Here is a 14603-nt window from a genome sequence, read left to right as displayed (position 1 = left end):
CATCAGTTTGGAGCGGGCGTTTGCCCGCCTGTTGTGCATGATAAGCACGGAAACGGCACAGGCAAGCTGTCAGGCCCGGCGCGCCCGCCACCACAACTGGAATACCAGCAAGGTCCAGAGGGGCTTGCGCAAATCCTCCTTGCCGGAAAAATGCCTGTCCATCAATGCGCGCACCGCCTGTGGCTGGAATATCCCCTGGGCTTTGAGGGCGGCGGGGGAGAGCAGATCTTCCATCAGGGGCCGCAGGCGGCCGCGCAGCCACTGGGCCACGGGGATCTGGAAACCGCGCTTGTTGCGGTGCAGGATTTCCGGGGGCAAAAGATCGGCAAAAGCTCTCTTGAGAAGCCACTTGCGGCGGAAGCCGCGCAGCTTGTGCTTCAGGGGCAGGCGCGCGGCAAATTCCGCTGCGTCCCTGTCCAGAAAAGGCGCGCGCACTTCCAGGCTGTGCAGCATGGAGCAGCGGTCTACCTTGACCAGGATATCGTCCAGCAGGAACTGGCGCGCATAGACATGAAAAGCCCGCGCCAGCGGGGTGGCCGCCTGCGGGGGCTGCCAGTGCTCGTAGTGCTCGCGGGTGGGCGCAAAAAGGTTTTCCGGGGCAAGAAGCGCGGTGTTTTTTCCCGGAAAGGCCGAATCCAGGATCGCGTGCTGCACGTCCGGGGCAAGGGCCGTGAGCATGGTCTGCACGCGCTGCCAGGCCGGGGCATGGGCCGCGCGCAGAAAGGTGCTCACGGCCAGGCGGGGATTGATGTATCCGGCTCCCGAGGGCAGCAGACGGCACAGCGGTTCGATGATGCCGCGCCGCAAGGGGCCGGGGAGGCGGTTGTACCACTGGGCCAGCAGAAAGCCGATATAGTGCTCGTACCCGGCCCACAATTCGTCCGCGCCGTCGCCGCCGAGAGCCACGGTGACCTTTTGCCGCGTGACGCCCGAAAGCAGCCAGGTGGGGGCCACCGAGGCATCCGCCATGGGCACGTCCATGCTGCTGATGATGCCGGGCAGGCTGTCGGCGCATTCGTCGGCGTCGAGCACGCGTTCGTGGTGTTCTGTGCCGAAGGCGCGGGCGACAATGCGGGCATAACGGGATTCGTCGTAGCTGGCCTCGCGAAAGCCGATGGAAAACGTCCTGACAGGCGTGGGAGACTGGTGGGCCATAAGCCCGGCCACAATGGAGGAATCGATGCCGCCCGAGAGAAAAACGCCCAGGGGAACATCACTGACCATGCGCCGCCGCACGGCGCGGGTCAGCAGAAAACGGAGTTCTTCGCACAAACTGTCCGGATCGCGCCGGTCATCCTCATCGGGGCAGGGGAGATCCCAGTACCGCCGGATGCGCAGGCGGCCGTCCTCCAGAAGCAGCATGTGGGCCGGTTCCAGGCTGCGCGCCTCGGCATAGAGGGTGGCGGGCGTGGGCACGTATTCGTAGGCCAGATAGCGCACAATGGCCTGCGGGTCCGGGGTCAGGGGCAGTTCCCGAATCTGTTCCAGCGCGCTCAACTCCGAGGCGAAGAAAAGGCGTCCGCCCCACAGCGTGTAGAAAAACGGTTTTTTCCCGAAGCGGTCCCGCGCGCAGAACAGGCGCTGCCTGGCCTGATCCCAGAGGGCAAAGGCAAACATGCCGTCAAAGCGGGCCAGGCAGTCAACGCCCCACAGGCGGTAGGCCTCCAGAATGACTTCGGTGTCGGAGTCGGTGGCAAAGCGTGCGCCCTGTGCGGCCAGTTGCTCCTTCAGTCGGGCAAAATTGTAGATTTCGCCGTTGAAGGTGATGGTCAGGTCGCCGTCGGCGCTGCTCATGGGCTGGGCGCCCCCGGACAGGTCAATGATGGACAGCCGCCGGTGGCCGAAGCAGGCCCGCGCGCCGTCCCAAAAACCTTCGCCGTCAGGGCCGCGATGGGCCATGCGGGCGGTCATGGCCCTGACCCAGTGCATGCACTGCGGCGGCAGGGGAGAAGCGTCCGTCTGGCAGATTCCGGCTATGCCGCACATGTGCGTTTCCAGAGGGAAAAATGGTGGATGAAAATGCGGGCTGTCTCAAGGCTGTTGCGCTCGGAGTCAAACATGGTTCTGGCCAGATCCCGGCCGTTGCTGGCCAGGCGGGCGGCCATGCCCGCATCGTCAGCCAGGCATTGCAGGGCATCGGCCAGGGCTGCCGGGTCATTGGGCGGAACGCCCAGGCCGGTCTGCCCGTTGCGCACCACTTCCGGCAGGGCATTGACTGTGGTGCTGACGACCGGCAGGCCGCAGGACATGGCCTCGATGACGGTATTGGGAATGCCGTCGCGGCGGCCCGAGGAGTGCATCACGCAGGGCGCGACAAAGATATCGTGCTCGGCGAGCATGCGCGGCAGGTCGTTGTGGTTGACGAGGCCGGGCAGAAAGATGTGTTCTTCCAGGCCCAGATCCTTGCGCAGACGGAGAATTTGTCTGTCCATGTGCCCCAGCCCCATGGCGGCCCCGCCTCCCCCGGCCAGGGTCAGGCGAAAATCCATTCCCCTGTCGCGCAAAAGTCCGCATGCCCTGACGAGCACGTCAAAGCCCTTGGTCACGTCAAAGCGTCCCAGAGCCAGCAGCCGCACGGGGCGCTGCATGGGCTGTTGTCCGCCGGGAGCCTGCGTTCCACACGTTTTTTCCGGAGCCGGAGCTGGCAGGGGCAGGGTCAGGCAGTTGTAGACCAGCTCCACCTTGCCCCGCGCCTGTCCCTGGTCAAATTCCTCAATGCGCTTTTTGTCCGCGGCATTGTTGGCCCGCAGAAAAAGGGCTGCCCGGAATTTGTCTCCCAGGTCGGGATCGGCCGGGTCCAGATTGTCGCCGCGGGCCGATGTGGCAAAGGGCAGCCCGGCCAAACTGGCCGCGACCCAAGCCGCGCTGGCTGTGCCGCGCGGCCAGGGAGCGTACACCATGTCAATGCCGGCCTCGACAAAGAGGCGGCCCAGATACACCCCGACACAAAAAGCCCACAAATTTTCCCCCAGGGTTTCCAGACTGTTCCAGCGATGCCCCATGGTGCGGAAAAACAGGCGTGACGTGCGCAGGGGATGGAAAAACATCTGGCGGCAGATTTCGGCCAGCAGGCGGGGCAGGGAGCGTATGCCGAAAGTGTGCGTCTGTCCGGCAGCCTCCCGCATTTCTGTGGAGCAGTGCCGCAGGTTGTGGCTGTACAGGCTGAACACGGAAAGAGGCAGATGCTCCCTGAGGCCCTGTACTTCGCGAAAAATGAACGGCTGGGTAAAAAGGGGATACCACAACAGCACATAGGCCACATGGGGCAGTCCGGCCGCATGCGCCTGCCTGTTTTGCCGGGAAGAGGAGGTCATGCATGTCTCCAGTGTGCGTGTTTGCGCGTGGCCGCTGACAGCGGCAAAAGCGGCGTTCATTCTTCCGCGTCCTGCCCGGCGGTCCAATCGCCTTCGCCATGCGGCGAGGGGGCATGGCTTCCGGTCAGGGCGGGCAGTTCGCTCATGCTGACGCAGCGCACGGTATGGCGCGTCCGCAGCCAGTCCAACCATGCGCCAACCTTGCGCAGCAGGCGGTCTGCAGCCGCAGAATCCCGGATGTGCGGCGCTCCTCCGGGCATCATTTCGGAGGAATGCCAGGTCAGGGACAATACCCTGCCGCCGCGTGCCGTGTACAGACGCGTGACGGCCTGCATGACGGCAAGGGGGTGGTACGCGGGCAGCAGGGCCAGCGCGCCCCATGTGTGGAATCCGGCGCGCAGCACCGGCCCGGCGGGGGCGGGCAGTGCCCTGAGCGCGCGCGGCAGAATGCGCAGCAGGGGCGTCACGGTCAGCGGGACTTCAAAAATTTTTCGGGAACCCGTGTTCACCCAGTAGGGCGAGGACGGAGCGTCAAAATGGTTGGGGCCGTGGGCTGTGGATGCCGCGTGCAGAGGGCGCACCGAGGCGTCGCACACAACGCCTTCTTTGGCCAGCAGGGGCCAATGCTCGCGGCGCAGGTCCCACCGTCCCATGCGAAAGGAGGTCAGAGGTGCGGACTGGAAGTCGCGCCCCGCGTCAAAAAGGCTTTTCAGCTTGGCGGCCATCAGCGGCAGGGGAACATCTCCGGAAGACACATTGCGGGCTGTGTCAGGCAGGGAGTCGTCGCGGTTGTCCAGGGTCAGCGGCGGGGTATTCCAGTGGTGGAGGTGCGCGCCTATTTCCGCGCCGAAAGTGTCGCGCAGCCGGGCCAACTCCCGCCGCGCCGCAGCATCCCGAAAAACGCTGTAGGCGCAGAAAAGCGTTGGCCGCACCCCTTGTTCGCACAAGGGGTCAAGGCGCTTCAGGCAGGCGGTGTTGGCCACGGTGTACGCCCGGCGGGCATATTGCCCGGTGAACAGGCCTTCCTCCTCCACGTCCAGGCTGACGGCCACATGAACAACGGATTTTTCAGTCATGGCGGCAGGTACTGCCCTGCTCCGTATAGAGGCAAAGCAGGGCGGCGATATTGCGCTGGTGGTCGAACATATCTTCAACACGGGCGCGGCCCGCATCGGCCATGCGTCGCGCTCTGTCCGGGTCTTCCGCCATGCGGCGTATGGCGTCGGTCAGGGCGCGGGCATCACGCTGGGGAACAAGGAAACCGGTTTCGCCGTCCCGGATGACCTCGGAAATGCCGCTGACATCCGTGGCAATGACCGGCATGCGGTGCGAGAGGGCTTCCATGATGACGTTGGGAATGCCGTCACGGTCGCCGTTGCCGTGCACCACGCTGGGCACGATCAGCATGTCGTGGCTGCACATGCAGTCGCAGATCTGGTCGTGGGGGATAAAGCCGGGCATGTCCACCACGTCCTGAAGCCCCAGGCGCTGGCGCATGGCCTGCAACCTGCGGTTCCAGTTGCCGTCGCCCACCAGCGTCAGGGTGACGGGCACGTTTTCGCGCCGCAGGCGGGCCATGGCCGTGAGCAGATAGGGAAAGCCCTTGGTGCGGGCAAAGCGCCCCACGGCCAGCAGCCGCCAGGGGGGGCGCATGGTCACGGGACAGAAGCCGCGGGGAACAAAGGTCAGGCTGTTGTAGACCAGATGCACTTTTTCTGTTTCGCCCGGCGGGCAGAAGCTGCGCAGCCAGTCCACATTGGCCTTGGTGTTGGTGCGGATGAAGCGCGCATCAGCGGCTTTTTCACGCAGCAGTCCGTCCTGGGGGTAAATGTCGCCAGCGCGTCCGGTAAAGGCAAAGGGAATTCCCGTAAGGCGCGAAGCCACCCAGGCTGCTGTGCCCGGCCCGTTGGCCCAGGGCGCGTGGATAAGGCTCACCTTGTCCCTGCGGCACAATTCCGCCAGCAGAAATCCGGCCAGAAAACACCACAGGTTTTCTCCCAGAGCTTCCAGATTGCGCATCCGCCGGAAAAAACCCTGCCCCATCAGGCGCAGAACCGGGCCGGGCTTGCGCCGCAGCGCGCGAAAAAAAGCCGCCATGATGCGTCCGGCGCTGCGCAGCCCCATGCGCTCCACAGGGCCGGAAAAGGCGCGCATCTCCGCGCTGCATCCCGCGAGGCGCTCGCCGTACATGGTATAGGCGCGGATGCGTGCTCCCCGCTCCATGAGCTGCGCCACTTCGCGAAAAATGAATGTCTCCGAAGACAGGGGAAACCAGAGCAGCACATAGGCAATGGAGGGCAGGGACGTTGCGCCGTGCGCATCGGGCTGCGGGCCGCTGGGGGCGGTCATGGCTTCCTCCGGGGAGTTTCGGGCCGGATACTCCCGCGTGCGCCAAAGCATTTGCCCGGCGCACACGGGGAAAAATCAGGGGGCAGGCCGCCCTATCCGTCGCTTTCCATATCGGGGCAGTTGCGCCGGTGCTCCTCCACGGCCTTGCAGACCTTGGGCAGTTCTTCCGCCAGGGCGTCCAGGGCCGTGCGGACATGCTCTTCGGTGTGGGCGGCGGAAATGAAGAAGCGCAGGCGGTCGGTGCCTTCCTTGACTGCGGGAAAGGTGATGGGCATGACGTAGATGCCGCGTTTGAAGAGCGCGTTGGACAAAAAGCCCGCCAGCATGGAGTCGCCCACCATGACGGGCACAACGGCATAGCCTTGGGCCGCGCCGGTATCAAGGCCTTTTTCCGCCGCATAGCGGACAAAAAACTGGGAAATATCCTGAAGCCTGCGCACCCGCTGCGGCTCACGCAGCATGATTTCCAGTGCCTTGCGGCAGGCTGCGGCAATGACCGGGGGCATGCCCACACTGAACACGAATCCCGGCGAGCCGTACTTGAGATACTCCACCAGTTCGCGCCGTCCCGCAATGAAGCCGCCGCATCCGCACATGGACTTGGAAAGGGTGCTCATCCACATGTCCACATCTGTGGGGTTGATCCCGAAAAATTCGTGGGCGCCGCGGCCGGTCGGCCCCAGCACGCCCAGAGAGTGGGCTTCGTCCACCAGCAGCATGCAGTCGTAGCGTTTTTTCAGTTCAATGATGCGCGGCAGGTCGGGAATGTTGCCGTCCATGCTGAACAGGCCCTCGGTGACAATGAGGGCGCGCTTGTGCTCGTGGCGTTTGGCCTGGAGCATGTTTTCCAAGGAGTCGCAGTCGTTGTGGAGGTAGGAATAGCGGGCGGCTCCGGACAGGCGCGCGCCCTGAATGAGGGAATTGTGGGCCAGACCGTCGTGGAAGATGGCGTCCCTGTGCCCCAGAAGAAAGCCCAGCGTGGAAACATTGGCGGCATGGCCGCTCACATAGGCAATACAGTCTTCCACACCGTAAAGATCCGCAAAGGCGCGCTCCAGTTCCCTGTGGGGGGGGCGCTCTCCGCCGACCAGCCGACTGGCTCCGGCCGACGTGCCGTAGCGGACGGCGGCCCTGGTCACCTCTTCGGTGATTTCGGGGTGTCCGTTGATGTCCAGATAGTCATAGGTGGAAAAATTGATGTATTCCTTGCCGTTGATCTGCGTGGTGGCTTTTGCCGCCTTGTCGTGGCACAGAAAGAGGGGGTTTTCCATGCCCAGTTTTGCGCCCATTGCCACAAGGCGGTCAAAGGCAAGTTTGGAGCGCATGCGCCCGAAGCCGGTGGCGCTGTTTTCAGCGGCGCTTGCCGCCTGCTGGTCGTCCTGGCCGGGGTGGTTGTTTTTCATGCCTTTCCCTCCGCAGCGTCGTCTCTGGAAGTACGGGCGGCGCTGGCCTTTGCGCGTTTTGTTGATAAAGTATCATCATAGCCAAAGCGAAAAATGAAAGCAAGGAGAATGTGCGCCGCAAGGGCTTGTTGCGCGTCTGCGGGGGAATGCGCACGGTCGGGAGGTCTTCTGGACAAATGCTGCGGATTTTTGCAGAGTGAAATCCTTTCCTTCCGGCGCTCTTTTTCGCCGGAGGCACATAACGGGTCGGAACAATGCAGCATGTGACGGAATCACTGGCCAACGCCTCACGGCCAAACGAACTCGCGCCAGAAGGATTTGTACCAGGCGGGCAGGCACCGGACGAATTCGCGCTGGACGGTGTGGTGTATGCCGAGCCACAGCAGGCGGGTCGCCTGTGGCGCCTTGCCGCCACCAATCCCCGCTGGCGGGAGGAGGTGCTGTCCCTGCCCGCCGATCCCGACGAGGAGTCGCTGGACGCCCTGCGCGAGCGCGGCCTCTGGCTTGCGCCCGATGCGCCACCGCCGCCGCTGGCGGTGATGTGCTGCGGGCTCGGCTCTGTGTGGCCGGGCATGGGGCGCGAATTGTATGACAATTTTCCCGTGGCCAGAGCGGCCATGGACCGTATTGCCGCAGTGGCGGATTGGGACGTTCTTGGCCTGATGGACGAGCGCGATGCGGAAAAAATCAGCATGACCCGCTGGCAGATTCCGTATCTTTTTTTGCTGGAACTGGCCCAGTGGAGCGTTTTTTCCTCTCTGGGGCTGCGGCCGTCGCTGTTTTGCGGGCACAGTCTGGGGGAGCTCATTGCCCTGTGTTTTGCGGGCGTCTATGCGCCGGAGGTGGCCTGGTACATTCTGGACACGCGGGCCGAACACATGGCCGAGTTGGAGGCTGCCGCCACGCGCGAAACCGGCATGATGGCGGTGCACGGCGATGGTGAAATCCTGCGCGAGGTGCTTGCCGCATGGCCGACCCTTTCTGTATCCAACTACAATACGCCCCGGCAGTTTATTCTTGGCGGGCCGCGCAACGCCCTGCAGGAGGCTCGCAAGAGTCTGCGCTCGCGGCGCATCCCCGCCATTGTGCTCAATGTGAGTCTGGCTTTTCACCATCCCGGCATGCGCGTGCTGCGCGACCTTTCGCTGCGGCGTCTCAACGCGCTGGACATGAGCCCGCCCGCGCGGGCCATGCTGAGCTGCGTCACCACCGGGCCGTATCCTGAAGACCAGCCTTCCGTCTGCCGGTATATCGCGGATCTGGACGAAAATCCCGTGCGATGGACAGAGTGCGTGCAGGCCATGTGGAACAGGGACGGCATCCGTCACTTTCTGGAACTGGGACCGCAGGATACCCTGTGCGGCCTGGTGCGCGACAATGAAGCGCGTGCCCTGTGCCTTTCTGCGGGGGGCAAGGGCCGGGAGGCCGAAGCTCTGCGCCAGGCCTGTGCGTGGCTGTATTCCCGGGGGCATCTGCGGCGTGCGGCCGTGGCCGCCCGGTGGCGGGAGGCGCGCACGGAAGGCGACGGCGTGGCGCCTGCGCCGCGCATGGGTCTCCGGCCTTTGAAGGCCGGGGAAGGGCGGGCAGCACCAGATCCGGAGCCGGATGCCCCCACCGGGGCCGTTGCCTGCGCGCCGCCGGAAGCCGTGCCCGTGGCGCTGGACATCCTGGCCCGCGCCTGCGGCAAGCAGGCTGCGGATTTGCGGCCGGAAATGGATTTGCGCCATGATCTGGCGCTCAGATCCAGCCGTTTTCCCCTGATCGTGCAGGAAGTGGAAAAGGCGCTGGGGATTTCTCTCGATTTTGAGGATCTGCTGCGGGTGTCCACCGTGGGCGATCTGTTGCGGCTGGCAAGCGGTCAGGGGCTTTTGCGCGGCGGCGAGGGTGCGGGGCCGCCTCCGCTGCTCCGCCGAACCGGCCCCCAGACTCCCCTCTGCCGTTTTTCCCCGGCAAGCCTGTGGCCGGACAAGGCCCCTGCGCCCGGCGAAGGAGCAGGGTGGAGTGCCCTGCCTCCCCTTTTGCCTCTGGATCCGTGCGGTCAGGGTTTGCCCCTGAAGAGCGGCGATGTGCTGCTCTGCGTGTTGGACGATGGTTTGTTGCCGTCTCTTTTGAGCGGGCTGGCTCCGCTGGGCTGTGTGCTGGCTGTGCCGCGCGACCAGCAGGATGTGTGCGCTCCGCTGGCGCGGGCCGGGGCGCGTCTGGAAATTCTGGATTTTTCCGCGCGGGACATGCGGGCGGGAGAGGTTGGCGCGGAGGCGGCGCTGCGCGCTCTGGCGGCGTCCTGCGGCAGGCCGGACGGCCTTTTGCTCGCTCCGCCCTGCGACACGGCGAAAGCTGCGGCCTGTCGGGGCCTGCTCGAAGGCATGCTGCTCGCGGCCTGTGACCTCGGCCTGCGTTACGCCTGCTTCTGCTCCCTGTTTTCACCGCAGTCGCGCCGGAGTGAAAAAGACTTTGCCCTGGAGCGCAGCCTGCTGGCCCTGGCCCTGGAGCGTGCCGTGCCCGCGCGCTCCATCCTGCTGCAAGACCATGCGGACAGGGCCGGGGCGGAAGAATGGGGCGACATGCTGGCCAGGGAGTTGACGCACGGCACGGAAAATCGCGTCCTCTGGGCGCGGCCCGAGGATTTTTTTTCCGAAGCGGCGGAGGGCGTGTTGCCTCCTGTGCCGCACGCCCTGCGCCTGGCGGAAAATTCCGCACATTTTCCCCTGGTTTTTCCCGATCCCGCCCCCGCATACCAGGGCACAGCCACCCTGTTTCAGGGAGCCTGCCATTTTTCCCGCTATGCCGACCCCGCCCTGTCTGCCCACGGAAAGGAAAACGGGGTGCCCTGCCTGCCTGTGTGCCGGGCGCTGGAAGCCTTGCAGGAAGGCGCGCGCCAGTTTTTGCCCTGGCTGACGGTTGCCGGTTTTTCCGACGTGCGTTTTTTGGCTCCGCCATCCCTGCCTGCGGGCATCACCCGCGAGTGCCGCCTGACGCTGGACGCCCAGCCCTGGCTGGCACAGGACGGCGTGATGGCGCGCATGTGCCGCGGCGCGCTTTTTGTGCGTGACCTGCGGCCCAACGGCCGCCATGCCGATGGCTGGTCCCCGGTGACGCACGGCATGGTGCTGCTGGCCGCAGAGCGGGGCGCGTTGCCGCCCCTGTGGCCGGACACTGCCGCATTTCCGGACTGTGGTGCGCCGGGCGGCCGACCGGACTGGCTGACAGCCGTGTACGAAGCCTGGGGCTTGGGAGAGGACTGGCGTTTGCTGGAAGATTTTTCCGCCATGCCCGGCGGGATGTTTGCCGCAACAGTGCGCACGCCGGAGCTTTCGCTTGCTTCCGGGGGGGATTGCGGATATTCTCATCAGGGCCTTTCGGACGTGGAGGGGGTGATCCAGGCCGCCCGCTTGGCCGTTGCCCACAGCGGGAGCGATGCCTTTGCCCATGCGGAGGAAGCCGTGGGGCGCTTTGTCCGCTGGCGGCTTTCCGCGGCGGGATTTCTGCGGTTTGGCCCGTCGCGGGCGGCAGGATTCTGGCGTCTTCTGGTGCGGCGTTCCTGGCACAGTGACAGGCTGCTGCGCTTTGACGCGCAGGGTATTGACAGCCAGGGCAATGTCTTTCTGACGCTGCACCATCTGGAATTTGACGGCCCTTCCCCGGAGGAAGCGGCGTATTGAAAGCCCGTACAACCAGACAAGGGTTCCCGATGTACACTGAGCAAGCCTTTTGTCGTTTTCGCCGGTTTCTTCCGTGTGTTCTGTTGCTGAGCCTCCTGCTCACGGCCTGTGCTTCCACCAAGGCCGGCCTCCAGTCCCCGCAGTTGCCGGCCCGGCACTGGCTTGAGGAGGCTCCCGGCGTTCCCGTGGAAAACAGGGGAAAATTGGCGTCGGCCGTGCCCGACCTCTACGATCCCAAGAAGGTGTTTGCCTTTGATGACTGCGTGTTTCTGGCCATCCAGCAGTCACCCCTGCTGGTCAAAAGTGCTGTGGATCTGGAAATCAGGCGCGTCGCCCTGACAGATTCCGTCTGGAAGTATCTGCCCGAGCCCCGCATGACCGTGACCGTGTCCAACAACCTCACGCGTTTCAATGAAGGCGAGAGGGACAAACCGGGCGATTACGGCCGGACCAAACTGGATGTGGGCTTTGCCGCCAATTTTCTCAATCCCGTAAGCACCTATTTTGACCATCAGGCCCAAAAAGCCATGGTCAATCTGGCCATTTCCACCCACCGCAAGGCCATGGGCGAAGCCATCTACAAAATCGCCCAGGCCTATATGCAACTGCAGGCCCAGCAGAAGATTGTGGAAGCCCAGAAGGAGCTTCTGCCCATCGGCAAGGAGCTGGTGGCCTACTGGCAGAAGGTGGAAGCCGTGGACGGGCGGCAGGGCGTGGCGGTCAATGTGGCCCAGCAGCGCCAGCGCGAATTTGACCTCAAACTGGAGCAGGCGCGCATGCAGGAAATCATGCAGCGCACCCGCCTCAAGATTCTGGTGGGGGTGGAGCCCCAGCAGCGTCTGGAGGTGGATACGGCGAGCGCCGACGGCATCCTGAAGGATTTTGACGGCAGCGCCGTGACCTGGGAAGACCGCTGGACGTCCACGGAAGACCAACTGCTTTTGCGCGGGCAGATCAAGCTGGCCGACTACAATATCATGGTGGCCTGGGCGCAGTACATCCCCGATCTTTCCCTGGTTCTCAACAGTTCCCCCCCCGCGGGGCAGTATCAGCCGAGCGGCGGCACGGAAGACAGGTTTCTGCACCTGAACTTCAGCTTCCCGCTCATTGACTGGGGGCGCAGATACCGCGGGGTGCAGACCGCGCGCATGAACAAGGCCAATGCCTTTCACGAACTGGCCCGCAAACGCACGGACTATGCCAACCAGTGGCTGCAGGCCGAACAGCGCGTGACCCTTGCCCGGACAGAACTGAAGCTCGCCCGCACGCGCCTTGACACGGCAAACATGCAGCACAGGGAAACCAGAATTTCTTTTGATCAGGGCATGGAAGACCTGCCCCTGCTCGTGGAGCGGGAGGAGGCCGTGACCAGCGCGCGCCTTGCCCACATCAAGGCGGAACTGGAGTACAAGCTGGCCCGGCTGGAATGGATGTATGTGGCCAACCTGCTTCAGGAGCGTTTTCTGGGGCTCCCGGCCAAGGAGATCTTGTGATGTTCACACTGCGTGCATACCTGCGGACGGCGCTTGCCGTGGCCCTGCTGGTGGTGCCCGGCGCGGCGGGGGGCGAGGCCCGCGCCGCCGATACCATCCTGACGGGCAAGGTGGTGGCCACGCTCACCCGTGCCACCCTGGTTCCTTTTGCTTCCATTGTGGAAGAAGTGCTGGTCAAGCCCGGCGACAAAGTGGCCAAGGGCGCACCCCTGTTGCGCTGTCGCCTGCACGAGGACGCCGAACGCGCCCTGCAGCGCGAGATGTATAACGGCGCGGGAACCGAAGACATGGACGGGCGCTTGCTGGATCTGCAACGCCAACTGGCCCAGACCCAGGCCCAGAGCAACAAGGCCCGCCAGTTGGCGGCATCGGGCCTGGGCTCCCGTCAGGCCGGGGAGCGCCTTGCGGAGGATGTGCATTCCCTGCAAAAGCGCATCGAGCTTTTGCGCAGATCCATCACCAAGGCGGAAAACAATTTCGCTCTCCGCCTCAAGGAGTTGAGCGGCCATTTTGGCACGGAAATCAGGGAAGGGGAGCAACTCCCCGAAAAGTGGGATCTGACTGCTCCCATTGACGGCCATGTTCTCTCCCTGGATTCCTCCTTGCACCCCGGATACCTTCTGGCGGCGGGCAGCGCCCCCATCCCTGTGGGACAGCTGGATCCCGTGCTCATTCAGGTTCCCGTGTACGAGGCAGAGGTCAGCGGTATCAAGGAAGGGGACGCTGTGGAGGTGGAAATTCCCTCCCTGCAGAACAAGCAGTTCCGGGGCACGGTCAACGAAGTGTCCTGGGTGTCCAGCGACATGACCGTGGCCAATCCCTCCTACTATACGGTGGAACTGCTGGTTCCCAACCCGGACCTTGAACTCAAGCCCGGTTTCAAGGCCGTGGCGCGCTTCAAGGGGAGCAGGTAAGCCGGGCGCATGAAGCTCAAGGCCATTCCCCGCAGGCTGGGCTATATCCTGGGCGCGCAGTGGACGCGCGATTTGGCTTGGGCCGTATTTACCATATCACTGGCGCGCCACAGCCCCGAAATCATGGGCCAGATTGTTCTGGCCCTGACTTTTGGCTATCTGGTCAAAACGTTCACTGATGTGGGGCTCAACGACTTTCTGCTCTCGGTTTTCGCTCGTGGCGAGGGCAGGCCGCGCGCGCTTCTGGGCGAAGTCACCTGGCTCAAGCTGGCGGTTCTTGTGCTGGCTCTGGGCCTTGCGTGGCTTGTCACCGGCTGGCAGAACTACAGCCCGGAATTGAGGCTCATCGTCCTGTGCATTGCCGCCGGTTTGGGGCTGGACGCGGTGAGCGATTCCTTTTTTGCCCTGTGTCAGGCCAGGGGGCGGCAGGATGTGGAAATGCGCATCCGTATTCCTTCGGCCCTGCTGGGCATAGGCTTCGGTATTGTCTGCGTCTGGCTGGACGCGCCGCCTCTGTGCATTGCCCTCTACAAACCCCTGGAATCTCTCTGCTGCATGGCTTTCGCTCTTGTGGCCCTGGGGCGCAATCCTCTGGCCGGGGTCGGCCGGTCGGGCATGGCAGATCTTGTGCGTCAGATGAAAAGCGGCCTTGTTTTTACCTGCATGGCAGCCTGCGCCATGTTTTACAACAAGGTCAACGTCATTTTTCTCAAGGAGTACGGCTCCGATGCTGATGTGGGCGGCTATGGCGTGGCCTGGGAGATGGTGGAAGGCCTTTCGGTACTTATTTCCAGCGCCCTGCTGGGCAAAGTGATTTTTCCTCTGCTGGCCCGCTTCTGGCAGCAGGACAGGGCAGCCTTTGCCCGGCTGGCCGGGCAGACAGCCCGTTCCCTCTGGGCTGCCGCGCTGCCGGTGATTTTTTTGCTCTGTGTGGAGAGCGACCGCTTCCTGCCCCTCATCTACGGGGACAAGTATACGGGGGCCGTAACGGCCCAGCGCCTGCTCACGCCCTGTCTGGCCACGGCTTTTCTGCACAATCTGGCCGCATACGCCATGATCGGCATGCGCCGACACCACCTTCTGCTCGGTTTTTATGCCAGCGGGCTGGTCTGCAATATCGTCTGCTGCATGACGCTCATTCCCCGCATGCCTCTGGAAGGAGCGGCCCTTGCCCTGACAGTCACCAAGGTATGGGTGGCTGTGCTCTCCGTGGGATTTTTCCAGTGGGCCGCGCGGCCCATGACTGCGGGCCAGTGGCTGCTCATGCTGGGGGCTGCGGCCGCAAGCGTGGCCCTGTGGCAGGGGACGGGCCTGTATGTGGGGCGCGAAATGGCGGAACTGGCCGGTCTTTTGCCCCTGCTGGCCCTGCTCTGGCATTGGCGCCCGCCGCCGCCGTTTGAGGCTGCGGCCGGGGCGCGGTAGCGGGCAAAGCCCGCAGATCCCCGCCTTGACCGCACTTCGCGGATATGGG

General features: G+C 64.1%; 9 protein-coding genes. 4 read left to right on the top strand and 5 right to left on the bottom strand.

Annotated features, from left to right (window positions below):
* Positions 1-69 precede the first annotated feature (69 nt).
* The 5 genes from asnB to EII23_RS03415 form a co-directional block, all read right to left on the bottom strand.
* Positions 70-1986 carry an asparagine synthase (glutamine-hydrolyzing) gene (gene asnB / locus EII23_RS03435; RefSeq protein WP_124791991.1) on the bottom strand — a complete coding sequence of 639 codons (1917 nt, stop codon included), beginning with the start codon at positions 1984-1986 and terminating at the stop codon, positions 70-72.
* A complete protein-coding gene (locus EII23_RS03430; protein WP_124792043.1) occupies positions 1974-3314 on the bottom strand; it encodes a glycosyltransferase family 4 protein in 1341 nt (446 codons plus the stop codon). The genes asnB and EII23_RS03430 overlap by 13 nt, the downstream gene beginning before the upstream one ends.
* A 56-nt stretch (positions 3315-3370) precedes the next feature.
* Positions 3371-4390 (bottom strand): glycosyl transferase family 1, encoded by a 1020-nt coding sequence (locus tag EII23_RS03425; protein WP_124791990.1) that lies wholly within the window; start codon positions 4388-4390, stop codon positions 3371-3373.
* Positions 4383-5663 carry a glycosyltransferase gene (locus EII23_RS03420; protein ID WP_124791989.1) on the bottom strand — a complete coding sequence of 427 codons (1281 nt, stop codon included), beginning with the start codon at positions 5661-5663 and terminating at the stop codon, positions 4383-4385. Before EII23_RS03420 ends, EII23_RS03425 begins: the two co-directional genes overlap by 8 nt.
* A gap of 92 nt (positions 5664-5755) precedes the next feature.
* The gene (locus tag EII23_RS03415; protein ID WP_124791988.1) at positions 5756-7066 is read right to left on the bottom strand and encodes an aminotransferase class I/II-fold pyridoxal phosphate-dependent enzyme; all 1311 of its coding nucleotides are present in this window, start codon (positions 7064-7066) and stop codon (positions 5756-5758) included.
* A 263-nt stretch (positions 7067-7329) separates the two neighbouring features.
* On the opposite strand from EII23_RS03415, the gene EII23_RS03410 reads away from it, so the two are divergent.
* From EII23_RS03410 to EII23_RS03395, 4 genes are read left to right on the top strand one after another with little or no spacing between them, the layout of a single operon-like run.
* Complete coding sequence (locus EII23_RS03410) at positions 7330-10725, top strand: acyltransferase domain-containing protein (protein ID WP_260424575.1); 3396 nt, start codon at positions 7330-7332, stop codon at positions 10723-10725.
* 29 nt (positions 10726-10754) lie between these two features.
* Positions 10755-12218 carry a TolC family protein gene (locus EII23_RS03405; protein ID WP_124791986.1) on the top strand — a complete coding sequence of 488 codons (1464 nt, stop codon included), beginning with the start codon at positions 10755-10757 and terminating at the stop codon, positions 12216-12218.
* Entirely contained in the window at positions 12218-13132 is a 915-nt protein-coding gene (locus EII23_RS03400) for an efflux RND transporter periplasmic adaptor subunit (RefSeq protein ID WP_124791985.1), read from the top strand. The genes EII23_RS03405 and EII23_RS03400 overlap by 1 nt, the downstream gene beginning before the upstream one ends.
* A 9-nt stretch (positions 13133-13141) precedes the next feature.
* Positions 13142-14554, top strand: a complete 1413-nt coding sequence (locus tag EII23_RS03395; protein ID WP_124791984.1) for a lipopolysaccharide biosynthesis protein — start codon at positions 13142-13144, stop codon at positions 14552-14554.
* Positions 14555-14603: the final 49 nt, after the last annotated feature.

Source organism: Desulfovibrio sp. OH1186_COT-070, assembly GCF_003860215.1.
Lineage (GTDB): Bacteria > Desulfobacterota > Desulfovibrionia > Desulfovibrionales > Desulfovibrionaceae > Desulfovibrio.
This window is presented reverse-complemented; position numbering and strand designations above follow the sequence as displayed.